This window comes from Myxococcus sp. AM009 (assembly GCF_013372605.1).
GTDB classification, from domain to species: Bacteria; Myxococcota; Myxococcia; order Myxococcales; family Myxococcaceae; genus Myxococcus; species Myxococcus vastator.
Genome location: NZ_JABXEP010000005.1, coordinates 107,643 through 118,955, shown reverse-complemented (window position 1 = coordinate 118,955; position 11,313 = coordinate 107,643). Strand labels below are relative to the sequence as shown.

The following is an 11,313-nucleotide window of genomic DNA, read 5'->3' as shown; positions in this document are numbered from 1 at the left end:
GCGAGGCCAACGGCGTCAACCCCGAGACGTATCTCGCGGACGTCCTGCTGCGCGTGCAGACACACCCCAACTCGCGCATCGGTGAGCTGCTACCCCACGAGTGGAAGCGGCGACGCGCCGCCGACCCTCCCGATTCGCCCCTCCAGCTCAGTCCCTGAACAGCTCGCTCGTCGAGGCGCGCGCCGAACACGGTCCTCGTCCGTCATCAAGCCTCCTGGCACGACGTCCACCGGACGGTTACAGAGTCGCCGATCATTTCGGGCGGGAACGGGCGCGTGGTGATTGAGGCTGAAGCTTCCGCTGAATCTGCACGAGGCTCCTTTTCGCTCAAGTTGTGGGAGTCAGATGGAGCACGCACGGTGACGATCAGCAACGTCACTTTCCCCTGATGCAACTGGGCCCATTTGGTTTCTCAATGCGTTGTGCCATTTCATGGCAGCTCAAACCCGAGCATTTAAGGGGCAGCAGTTCGGAGTGCGCCTCTTGGAGAGGGGCGGCCTCTGTCACTGGGGGGCAGGTTGCTTCTTTCGGCTAACGACGCGCTAACGACGTCCGGTAGACTTCGCTGGACGCATCCGGACAGGTCCAGTGCTGCCAGAGAGGCAGTGATGGGACGTAACCCCTCGGAAGTATTGGCGGTAGGGCACGGGAATCGAACTCGCCAGGGACGCCTCTCGGCGCCCCTCACCGGTTTTGAAGACCGGGCCGGCCACCAGGTCCGGAGGCCCTACCGTCTGCGATTACGCCGGACCCTCCGGACCCCGTCAACCAAAGGGCCACGGGCTCACCGCGCCACCGTCTACCCCCGTCCCGTCTTCAACCCCGGCAAGCCCTTCACCAGCGTCGTCACCAGCACCTGCGTCAGCTCCTCCGGGGGCGTGCCCGGAAACCCGGTGCACGTGAGCCTCAAGCTCACGATGCCGTGCACCCCCGCCCACAGCACCTCCGCGAGCTGCTCCGGCTTCGTGTCTGCCTCCAGCCTGCCGGCCGCCAGCAGGTCCACGAACACCTGCACCAGCACCCCGAAGGACCTCGGCCCCGCGCTCTCCGGGTTATCCCCGAACAGCGCCGTGGAGAGCTTCGGGTCCTCCATGAAGATGAGCCGGTACGTCTCCGGGTGCTCCAGGCCGAAGCGGACATACGCCTCCGCCAGTTTGGGCAACCGCTCCAGCGGGTCCTCCACCTGGGCCGCGGGCTCCAGCGTTGCTAGCAGGTCCTGGAAGCCGCGCACGCACAGCTCCTTCGCGATGGCCTCCCGGTTCTCGAAGTGGAGGTAGAGCGTCGCCGGCGCGTACTCCACCGCGTCCGCCAGCTTGCGCATCGAGAGGGCAGGGAAGCCCTCCTTCACCACGATGTCCCGGGCGACTCGCAGAATCTGCTCGCGCAGCTCCGCCCGCTGTCGCTCCTTCCGCTCCGCAATCCCCATGTTCCCAGTGTAGGCCTTGACCAACTGAACGGCCAGCAGTAGATGAACAGTGTTCATGAACGGTGTTCACAAACCACTCGCCGTTCGGAAGAGGGAGCAGGACATGGGCACGGTCGCGTTGTTCGGCGCCTCGGGTGTCATTGGACGCAGCGTCGCGCAGGCGCTGCGAGGGCAGGGGCGGGGCTACCGCGTGGTGGGGCGCTCCCGGGAGGGCCTGCAGCGGGAGTTCGGGGCGGACCCGCAGGCGGAGCTCGTCACCTGGAACCCGGATGACGAGGCCTCCATCCGGGCCGCGGCCCGAGGCGTCCAGACGCTCGTCTACCTGGTGGGCGTGCCCTACTGGGAGTTCCACCTCCACCCCGTGCTGATGAAGCGCACGCTCGACGCCGCCATCGCCGAGGGCGTGGAGCGCATCGTCTTCATCGCCAGCGTGTACCCCTACGGCCGGCCGCGCACGGACACCGTCAACGAGTCCCACCCCCGCGTGCCGCACACCTTCAAGGGCCGCATGCGCAAGGAGCAGGAGGAGCTGCTGCTCGCGGCGGACAAGGCGGGCGCCATCCAGGTCACCATCCTCCGCCTCCCGGACTTCTACGGCCCGGGCGTGGAGAACAGCTTCCTCCACCGCGCCTTCGTCGCCGCATCAAAGGGCAAGCGCGCCCAGCTCATCGGCCCCATCGACACGCCCCACGAGTTCGTCTTCGTGCCCGACGTGGGCCCCACCGTGACGGCGCTCATGGACCACCCGGGGGCCTACGGCCGCTTCTGGAACCTCGGGGGCGCGGGCGTCACCTCCCAGGCGGCCCTGGTGGAGGACATCTACGCCCAGGCCGGCCACCCCGCGAAGTACGCCGTGCTGGGGCCGGGGATGGCGCGCCTCCTCGGCCTCTTCAGCCCGTTCATGCGCGAGCTGGGGGAGATGCACTACCTGCACACCACGCCCGTCATCATGGACGACTCGGCGCTCAAGGCGCTGCTCGGCGACCTCCGGAAGACGCCGTACCGCGACGGCATCCGCCAGACGCTCGCCGCCCTCAGTCCAGCCCCCGTTGCCACAGGTCATCCTCATCCAGTCCCATGAGGTGACCGACCTCGTGCATCACGGTGATGCCAATCTGCTCGATGAGCTCCTCGCGGGTGTGGGCGAAGCGCTCCAGGTTCTTCTGGTACAGCACGATGGAGGCGGGGACGTGGTCGAATGCGTTCGTCACGCTGCGCTCGCCCACCGCCAGGCCCCGGAACACCCCGAGGATGCTCGGTGACAGGGGAGGGTCCTCACCCAGCAGGTCCTCGTCCGCCGGCAGGTCCTCCACCGCGATGGTGACGTTGTCCAGGTACTGCTTCGCGTGGCCGGGCAGGGACTGCACCGCGGCCTCCACTGCCCGGTCGAACTCGGCCTCGCCCAGCTCCACCGGGGGGAAGAACTCCGCCGGCACCAGCGCCTGGGCCTTCGCGAAGCGGCGCTGGGCCTCCTTCTCGTCGCCCCGGCGCTCCGCCAGCAGCCCCAGGTACTGGTGGGCCCACGCCTCGTCGGGCGTGTCCTTCAGCACCGCGTCGAAGGCGGCCTTCGCCTCGTCGAAGCGGCACAGCTCGAACAGGGCGATGCCCCGCTCCAGCTGCGCGTCCACCGAGCGCGGCAGGTGCCCCAGCGCCGCGTCCAGGCTCGCCAGGGCCGCGCGGCAGTCCCCCACCTGGTTCAGGCCCATCCCCTCCAGGAGGAGGAACTCGTAGAGCAGCTCCGCGTCGCCGGCCTTCTGCGCCAGCCGCTTGCCCTTGGCGCAGAAGCCCAGGCCTTCCTCCACGGCCTCCCGGTCCTCACCCACGCGGCAGATGAGGCAGTCCGCGGTGCCCAGGAGGACCTCCAGGTCGTCCGGGGACACCCGCAGCGCGGCGCCGAAGGCCCGGCCTGCCTCCTCCAGACGGCCCAGCTCCACCAGGGCGGCGGCGCGCAGGTGCAGGGCGTCCACCGACTCACGGGCCTGGGCCAGGACGCGGTCGGCGGCCGCCAGGGCCACCTCGAAGTCGCCCGCCTCGAAGGCCTCCGCCGCGGCGTCCAGCGCCTCCGTCCCGCCCACCCCCGCTCGCTTCGACGTCCGCGTCCCCATGGGGCCGCGACATATGAAGCCGCGCACTTCGTTGTCAACGCCGCGCACGGCTGTTACGTTCCCTCGCCCGTCCAGGTACGGCGCTCGGTCCCGTGAACATCCTTGTCGTCGACGACGATCTCGAACTCTGCACGATGCTCTCTCGCTTCTTGGAGATGCATGGGTTCACGGTCTACTCCGCGTCCGACGCGCTCCAGGCGCTCGACGTGCTGGAGCGCAACCAGGTCAGCATGGTCATCACCGACTACGTGATGCCCCATATGGACGGCATCCAGTTCACGGAGCTGCTCAAGGCGGACCCCCGCTTCCAGAGCGTCCCGGTGCTGCTGATGACGGGCAGCGAGGACGGCTCGGTGACGGACCGCGGCCTGCGCAAGGGCGTGGCGCTGACGCTTCACAAGCCCCTGGACATGGGCCAGCTGCTCACCCTGGTCCGCTTCGCGCAGTAGCCCACGGCGCCCTGCCCGCCAGGGTGCTCCGGGCCGTCCGCTCGCCCACACGGCCGCCCTTCCTGGTTGACATCGTTCGAGCGGCCCTTATGTTGGCGCTCGCCATGGCCGAGTGCTAACGGCCAGCGTCGTACCAGTAGAATCCCCCAATGAATTCAGGAGGTTGCGATGGCAGCGAAGGAAATTTTCTTCCATCAGTCCGCGCGTGAGGCCATCCTGCGCGGCGTCCGTACCCTGTCGGACGCGGTCGCGGTGACGCTTGGCCCCAAGGGCCGCAACGTGGTCATCGAGAAGAGCTTCGGCTCGCCCACGATCACCAAGGACGGCGTCACCGTCGCCAAGGAGATCGACCTCGAGAACAAGTTCGAGAACATGGGCGCGCAGATGGTGAAGGAGGTCGCGTCGAAGACCTCCGACAAGGCCGGCGACGGCACCACCACCGCCACGGTGCTGGCGCGCGCCATCTATGAGGAGGGCCTCAAGCTGGTGGCCGCCGGCCACAGCCCCATGGACCTCAAGCGCGGCATCGACAAGGCCGTCGAGGTCGTCGTGGGCGAGCTGAAGCGCCTGTCCAAGCCCACCGCCGACAAGAAGGCCATCACCCAGGTGGGCACCATCTCCGCCAACGGGGATGACACCATCGGCGCCATCATCGCGGACGCGATGGAGAAGGTCGGCAAGGAGGGCGTCATCACCGTCGAGGAGGCGAAGGGCCTCGAGACGACGCTCGACGTGGTCGAAGGCATGCAGTTCGATCGCGGCTACGTGTCCCCGTACTTCGTGACCAACCGCGAGCGGATGGACGCCGTCCTGGACGACCCCTACATCCTCATCAGCGAGAAGAAGGTCTCGTCGATGCAGGACATGATTCCGCTGCTGGAGCAGGTCGCCCGCGCCGGCAAGCCGTTGATCATCATCGCCGACGACATCGAGGGCGAGGCCCTGGCCACCCTGGTGGTCAACAAGATCCGCGGCGTGCTGAACGTGTGCGCGGTGAAGGCCCCCGGCTTTGGTGACCGCCGCAAGGAGATGCTGCAGGACATCGCCGTCCTCACCGGCGGCACGGTGGTCAGCGAGGACCTGGGCCACAAGTTCGAGACCCTGACGCTGAACGACCTGGGCCGCGCCAAGCGCGTCACGGTGGACAAGGACAACACCACCATCGTGGACGGCGTGGGCACGAAGGCGGCCATCGAGGGCCGCATCAAGCTCATCCGCACCCAGATTGACACCGTCACCAGCGACTACGACCGCGAGAAGCTCCAGGAGCGGCTGGCGAAGCTGGTGGGCGGCGTGGCCGTCATCAACGTCGGCGCGGCCACCGAGACGGAGATGAAGGAGAAGAAGGCCCGCGTCGAGGACGCGCTGCACGCGACCCGCGCGGCCGTCGAAGAGGGCATCGTCCCTGGCGGCGGCGTGGCCTACCTCCGCGCGCTGCCCGCGCTGGAGAAGCTGAAGCTGGGCGGTGAGCAGGACTTCGGCGTGGCCATCATCCTGCGCGCGCTCCAGGAGCCGCTGCGGAAGATCGCCAGCAACGCCGGCGTCGAGGGCGCCGTGGTCATCAACAAGGTCCGCGAGGGCACCGGCGCGTTCGGCTACAACGCCCGCACGGAGATCTACGAGGACCTGGAGAAGGCCGGCGTCATCGACCCGACGAAGGTGGAGCGCACCGCGCTGCAGAACGCCGCCTCCGTCGCCTCGCTGCTGCTGACCACCGAGGCCATGATCGCCGATCGCCCCAAGGGCAAGGCCAAGGGCGGCGGCGCGGGCGCCGGCATGCCGGACTACGGCGGCGACGACATGGACTACTGAGCCGCTCCGGAGGGCTCGGGGCGCGAGTCCCGGGCCGTCTGGAACTCAGTGGTGGACGGCCCCGGATGCCTCGTCATGAGGCGCCGGGGCCGTTGTCGTTTCAGCGGGGGCGCTCAGGGCACGCGGCCCACGAAGCCGCCGGTGCCGCTCTCCTGCGACGTGTAGAGCAGGGTGTCGCCGTCCACCAGCAGGCCACCGGGCCCCACGCCCTCCGGGCCCACGGGCTCCAAGGCGCCCGACGTACAGGTGCTCACGCGGCGCAGGAAGTCCGTGCCGCCGGTGCTGACGTCCTTGAAGTAAAGCGTGCCGTGGAGCTCCACCGGGAAGGAGGGCCCCTGGAGGCCCGTGGCCACGACCTCCACCGCGCCGCCCTCGCGTGGCAGGCGCAGCACGCGGCCGTCTCCGCCGCCGCCCTCGGTGACGAGGAAGTGCGTGGGCGTGACTTCCAGCGAGGTGCCGGCGGTGATGTTGCCGTCGCGCAGCGTGGCCGGGGCGCTGCCATCCAGCGGCACGCTGTAGAGGCCGGGGCGCTCTCCGGCGGCGACCAGGAACCACACGTCCTGGCCCACCACCCGCGCGCCGCGCACCTGCGTGAAGCCCGTGCCCGCGTAGAGCTCCTGGCGGTTGCCACCCGAGGCGTCCACGCGCACCAGGCGGCGGTGCGACGTCGCGACGACGAGCACGTCCCTGTCCCCCAGCCGCGCGGGCAGTATCTCCGTCCCGCCAATGGTGACGTTGTTCAGCGTGGCGTCGAGCGGCCGTTCGTCCTTCGCGCCCGTCGCCTTGTCCACCCGCCACAGGCCATCCAGGTCGAGCACGTAGAGGGAGTCCGACACCACGGCGATGGCGTCCGGCGCCCGGAAGCCCGTGGCCACGGACGCCACGTCACCGCCCACGCGCGGCAGCCGGAGGAGCCGCCCAGGGCCCGGCTGGGGCTGCTGCGGATTCAGGGAGTGGGATTCGACGATGTAGAGGTCCGCCCCGTCCACCGCGAGCCTGCGGGGCGTGTTCAGCCCGGTGAGCAGTGGCGTGCCCGGACCGGGAGCCAGCGGCGCGCAACCCGCGTCGCCGCTGCCCGCGTCGCCGCTGCCCGCGTCCTCCGTTCCAGTGCCCGCGTCGCCACGGCCCGCGTCCGGCCCGTCCTGCGTTGGCGGCTTGTCGGAGGAGCAAGCGATACCCAACAGCAGGACGGACAGGAGCGCGAATCTCATGGGGCCTCTCGTTTGAAGGCGCGGTTCAGCTCGCGGCTGAGCGCCGTGGCATCGGACATCAGCTTGGGAAGGCACGCGGCGGCGCCCGCCCGCAGGGACACCAGCGCCGTCTCCATGGTGAGGTGCTCGGCCAGCACGACGAAGGGCGCGCCCTGCGCCAGCGCCTTGCCCAGCTCCAGCGCCTTGCGCCCGTAGGCGGGCGTGAAGTCCCAGCTCACCACCACGCCCGCGGGCGGCTCCAGCGCGGCCAGCTCCGTCGTCGTCAGGATGCGCGCCTCCAGCCCCACCAGGGACAGGGCGTGGGTGATTTGCGCCGCCGCCGCCGGGTTGTCCTCCAGCACGTCCACCCGGCGCATCTCGGGGTTCGTCTCCAGCGGCGCGGGGGCGGGCTTCTTCGTCAGCGTGGCGCGCAGCAGGGCGCGCACTTCACGGATGTCGTCGAAGGGCTTGAGCAGGTAGTCCACCACGCCCAGCTCCAACGCCTGCTGCGTCGTCACCAGCGACGGGTAGCCCGTCATCAGGATGACGCGCGAGCCCGCGTGCAGCCGCCGCGCCTGCTGCGCCAGCTCCAGGCCGGACATGCCCGGCAGGTTCTTGTCGGTGACAATGAGGTCCACCGGGGCCTCGTGCAGCAGCTCCAGGGCCTCCTCGCCGCTGGCCGCTTCGATGAGCTCGCACTCCTTGCCCATCAGGTCCCGGAAGACCATGCGGATGATGATTTCGTCGTCCACCACTAGCAGCCGCTGCTTCCGCGCGGGCGGCGCGTCCGTCGCGGGGAAGCGCACGCGGAACACGGTGGCGGGGGCCGGGACGTCGCGGATGACGCCTGGCGGGGCCAGCTCGAGGCGCGCGTGGTGCTCGCGGGCGATGCGCTGGCACACGGACAGGCCCAGGCCGGTGCCTCGCTTGTTGGCGGTGACGTAGGGCTCGAAGATGCGCTCGCGCAGCTCCTCGGGGATGCCCGGTCCCCAGTCCGCCACGTAGAGGGCAGGGGAGGGGCCCTCCATCGTGAGCACCACCTTCACCCGGCCGCGCCCCGCCATGGCGTCTCGCGCGTTGTTGAGCAGGTTCAGCGTGAGCTGCTCGATGAGGCGCGCGTTGCCCTGGATGGTGATGTCCTCCGGCGCCTCCACCTCCAGCGAGATGCGCGAGGAGTCCGGGTTGATGCTGAAGTGCTTCGCCGCCGCCCAGATGGGGGCCGCCAGGGAGAGGTGTTGCTGGGAGGCCGGCCGCTCGCTCGACAGGCGGATGAAGTCGGAGACGATCTGCTCCATCCGCTCCACCTGGGCCAGCAGCAGCCGCAGGGGGCCGGGGGCCGCGCCGTCCTCCGCGAGGAGCTGCGCGTAGGCCTTCACGCCGAGCAGCGGCTGTCGCAGCTCGTGCAGCACCTCCGCCGCCAGTTGTGAGCTGTGCGTCCCCGCACGTTGCAGTGCCGCCGCCGCTGTTCGCGCGGCCGTCAGGTCCCCTGCCTCCACGGCCTGGAGCAGTTGGGCGAGCGGCGCGGGTGTTTCCATGTGACGAGCATGGCGGAGGCAACCGCTTGTACGCAACGCACCCGGAGGGAATCCGTTGACCCCGGCCTGTCCGGCACGGATGCTGGCCGCGTTCTCGTCACGCCGTCCGGAAACCCGGATACCGCGCTACCGGCCTCGGGAGGGCCTTCATGCCGCAGACCAACCCGTTCCACTCGTTGGTTCCCCGCAAGATGACGGACACCGAGCTGGCCCGCTCCATCCGGCTCAACATCGAGGCGGAGCTGGACGCCATCAACCTCTACGCGGCCCACATCGACGCGACGGACAACGAGGACGCCAAGGCCATCCTCCAGCACGTCATGGACGAGGAGCGCGAGCACGCGGCCCTCTTCTGGGAGCTCATCGCCCGGTTGGACCCGGAGCAGGCCGCGCACGCGAAGGAGGCCGTGGAGAAGTACCGGCTCATCACCTCCGGCGCGTCGCACGAGGCCGTGGAGGCCGTGGGCAAGGAGGGCGCGGCGCCGTCTGCCGCGGACGTCACCCCGGAGAAGCGCCTCACCGTGGGCAGCATGCGGCGGTAGCCGTCAGGACGAGTGGGCCTGCCGGCGCTCGGCCGGTGGGGCCTCCAAGTCATTCGCCGCCATGTACACGACGTTCCGCGAGCCTCGCTTGCCGCGGTACATGGCCCGGTCCGACAGGTCCAGCAGCGTGGCCTTGTCCTGGGCGTGCTCGGGGAAGCTGGCCACGCCGATGCAGGTGGTGAGCTTGAGTGACAGGCCTTCGCGCGCCAGGAAGTTGTGCGTCTCCATGGTGCGCCGGATGCGCTCCGCCACCTTGAGCGCGCCGCCGGAGTCGGTGTTGCGCAGCACCACCACGTATTCGTCTCCGCCGTAGCGCGCGACGACGTCGTGGTCTCGGACGCAGCCCTTCACCACGCGCGCCGCCTCCACCAGCACCTTGGAGCCCACGAGGTGTCCATGGGTGTCGTTGATGGACTTGAAGTGGTCCAGGTCCAGGAACAGCAGGCTGAAGGTGCGCTGCGACTGGAGCGCGTCCTGGACCTCGCGGTCCACCACCAGGTGCAGGTAGCGGGTGTTGAACAGGCGGGTGAGGTCGTCGACGTACGCCAGGTCCTCCACCGCGGCGAAGCGGCCGAGGTTGCGCAGCGCGAGCGCCCAGTTGCGCACCAGGAAGCTGGCGGTCTCGCCCGCCCACTCCGCGCCCGTGCCGCCGAAGAAGAGCACCGCGTGCCCCAGCACGGCGTCGCCCTCCTGCGCGGGGACGGAGACGGCGCGAGGGAAGGGCGCGTCCAGGCCGTCCAGCTCGCGCGGCCCGCGTTCGTTCGTCAGGCGTTCGATGAGCTCGGCGATGAGCGGCTCTTCCAGCGCGGTGGACAGGCCGCTGGTGCCGTGGCGCCGCAGCGCGAAGGCGGAGTCGCGCTCCAGCAGCACCACGGCGCTGGCGGAGGCCATGCTCTGCAGCGCGCTGGCGGTGACCGCGGCCAGCTTCTCGCGGTCCAACGTGGTGGCGATGCGCTGCCCCGCCTCCAGCATGGCCACGTGGCGGCGCAGCGACGCGTTCTCCTGCATCAGGTCGCGCGTGGTGAGCGCGCGGCGCACGGCGTGCTGCAGGGCCTCCGGGGCCACCGGCTTGACGAGGTACTCCGCGGCGCCGCTCTTGATGGCGCGCACGGCGGGGTCCACCTTCTCCAGGCCGGTGATGACCACCACCTCCACGCCCGGGTGATGTTCCCGCACGTGCCGCAGGACCTCCATGCCGTCGCCACCGGGGAGGATGAGGTCCGTGACCACCGCGTCGAAGCGGTCGCCCGCGAGCGCTTCCTTCGCCTCTTGTAGCGTGCCCACCGCCGTGACGGCGTGTCCCACGGCGGTGAGGTAGTCGCCGTACAGGGTGCGGGCGATCTTTTCGTCGTCGACGAGGAGGATTCGCGCCATCTCCCATCGGCTTACCATCAACCGCTGGAACGCTGCTAGGGTCGCCCCCGTGTCCCCCTTCGAAAGCGGCCGTCGGCTCTGCGTTCTCGTGGAGGCCGGGGAAACCCGTTACGCCGTGGAAGCGACGTCTGTCATGGAAGTGGCGATGCCAGGCGCCAATGGCAGCAGCCTGCGGGGTGTGTTGGAGGTGAAGGACCTCTGCGCGCTGCTGGGCGGGCCGCCGGAGGAAGGCCCGGGCATGGTGGTGGTGCTCGACGTGAGTCCCACCCTGGCGGTGCGCGTGCGCTCCGTGGTGGAGGTGGCGGACGTGGCCCGCGCGCCGTTCTTCCTGCTGCCTCCGGGGTTGGCGGACTCGCTGGCGCCGCTGAGCCGGGGCGCGGTGCTGTACAAGTCGCGGCTGTACCTGGAGCTCATCGCGGAGGCGCTGCCGCACCGGGTGGGGGCGATGTCGGCGGCGGTCGTCGCCCGGCCCGTACACTGGGCGGAGGCGGCTCCGGACCGGGCGCTCGTCTTCGAGTCCCAGCGTCGGCTGTTTGGCGTTCCCCTGGGCCTGGTGTCGCAGGTCATCAGCCGGGGCGAGGCCTTCAGCGTCCTGCCCGTGCAGAGCGGACCGGTGGCCGGTATCTTTCCGCATGATCAGGTGCTGTGGCCTGTCTGCTCGGTCCCCGCGTTGCTGGGGGAGGTGCCCGCGCCGGAGCCCTTCATCGTCCTCACGGAGCTGGCCGGGCGGAACGTGGGGCTGACGGCCACGCGGGTGCTCGGCGTCCTGCAACGTTTCGAGCCGGACGACACCGCGGGCAGCTTCCGCGCTCCCGGGTTGAGCGAGCCCGTGGCGTTCCTGGACCTGCAGCGCATGTTTTCTTGATCGTCCCAGAGGGCA

11 protein-coding genes, 1 tRNA gene and 1 pseudogene are annotated in these 11,313 nt (G+C 70.0%); 7 read left to right on the top strand and 6 right to left on the bottom strand.

The features are described 5' to 3' along the window. A partial coding sequence (locus HV824_RS02775; protein WP_176422590.1) for a transposase domain-containing protein occupies positions 1–158 on the top strand: 158 nt, incomplete at its 5' end. A gap of 87 nt (positions 159–245) precedes the next feature. Further along, a pseudogene (locus HV824_RS02770) lies at positions 246–389 on the top strand (DUF2381 family protein); the annotation flags it as partial. A 244-nt stretch (positions 390–633) separates the two neighbouring features. On the opposite strand, the gene HV824_RS02765 reads toward HV824_RS02770, so the two are convergent. Then, a tRNA-Sec gene (locus tag HV824_RS02765) sits at positions 634–732 on the bottom strand. Positions 733–799: 67 nt separating this feature from the next. Next, positions 800–1,483, bottom strand: a complete 684-nt coding sequence (locus HV824_RS02760) for a TetR/AcrR family transcriptional regulator (protein WP_176415239.1) — start codon at positions 1,481–1,483, stop codon at positions 800–802. Positions 1,484–1,529: 46 nt separating this feature from the next. On the opposite strand from HV824_RS02760, the gene HV824_RS02755 reads away from it, so the two are divergent. Next, on the top strand, positions 1,530–2,507 hold the full coding sequence (locus HV824_RS02755) for an NAD-dependent epimerase/dehydratase family protein (protein ID WP_176415238.1): 978 nt from the start codon (positions 1,530–1,532) through the stop codon (positions 2,505–2,507). On the opposite strand, the gene HV824_RS02750 is transcribed toward HV824_RS02755, so the two are convergent. Next, a complete protein-coding gene (locus HV824_RS02750; RefSeq protein WP_176415237.1) occupies positions 2,461–3,531 on the bottom strand; it encodes a metallopeptidase family protein in 1,071 nt (356 codons plus the stop codon). The genes HV824_RS02755 and HV824_RS02750 overlap by 47 nt on opposite strands. A 92-nt stretch (positions 3,532–3,623) precedes the next feature. On the opposite strand from HV824_RS02750, the gene HV824_RS02745 reads away from it, so the two are divergent. Next, complete coding sequence (locus tag HV824_RS02745; protein ID WP_043711631.1) at positions 3,624–3,980, top strand: response regulator; 357 nt, start codon at positions 3,624–3,626, stop codon at positions 3,978–3,980. Between the two features lie 168 nt (positions 3,981–4,148). Then, the gene (groL, locus tag HV824_RS02740) at positions 4,149–5,792 is read left to right on the top strand and encodes a chaperonin GroEL (RefSeq protein WP_176415236.1); all 1,644 of its coding nucleotides are present in this window, start codon (positions 4,149–4,151) and stop codon (positions 5,790–5,792) included. 113 nt (positions 5,793–5,905) lie between these two features. Here groL and sinM read toward each other — a convergent pair whose 3' ends face one another. Continuing rightward, positions 5,906–7,003, bottom strand: a complete 1,098-nt coding sequence (gene sinM / locus HV824_RS02735) for a signal integration modulator SinM (RefSeq protein WP_176422589.1) — start codon at positions 7,001–7,003, stop codon at positions 5,906–5,908. Beyond that, positions 7,000–8,517 carry a hybrid histidine protein kinase/response regulator SinK gene (gene sinK, locus HV824_RS02730; RefSeq protein WP_176422588.1) on the bottom strand — a complete coding sequence of 506 codons (1,518 nt, stop codon included), beginning with the start codon at positions 8,515–8,517 and terminating at the stop codon, positions 7,000–7,002. Before sinK ends, sinM begins: the two co-directional genes overlap by 4 nt. 149 nt (positions 8,518–8,666) lie before the next feature. On the opposite strand from sinK, the gene encC reads away from it, so the two are divergent. Further along, a complete protein-coding gene (gene encC / locus HV824_RS02725) occupies positions 8,667–9,059 on the top strand; it encodes an encapsulin nanocompartment cargo protein EncC (RefSeq protein WP_176415233.1) in 393 nt (130 codons plus the stop codon). 3 nt (positions 9,060–9,062) lie between these two features. Here encC and HV824_RS02720 read toward each other — a convergent pair whose 3' ends face one another. After that, positions 9,063–10,433, bottom strand: coding sequence for a diguanylate cyclase (locus HV824_RS02720; RefSeq protein ID WP_176415232.1), 1,371 nt, complete (start codon positions 10,431–10,433; stop codon positions 9,063–9,065). A 49-nt stretch (positions 10,434–10,482) separates the two neighbouring features. Here HV824_RS02720 and HV824_RS02715 point away from each other — a divergent pair, with 49 nt between their 5' ends. Further along, positions 10,483–11,298 carry a chemotaxis protein CheW gene (locus HV824_RS02715; protein ID WP_176415231.1) on the top strand — a complete coding sequence of 272 codons (816 nt, stop codon included), beginning with the start codon at positions 10,483–10,485 and terminating at the stop codon, positions 11,296–11,298. The last annotated feature ends 15 nt before the right edge of the window (positions 11,299–11,313 follow it).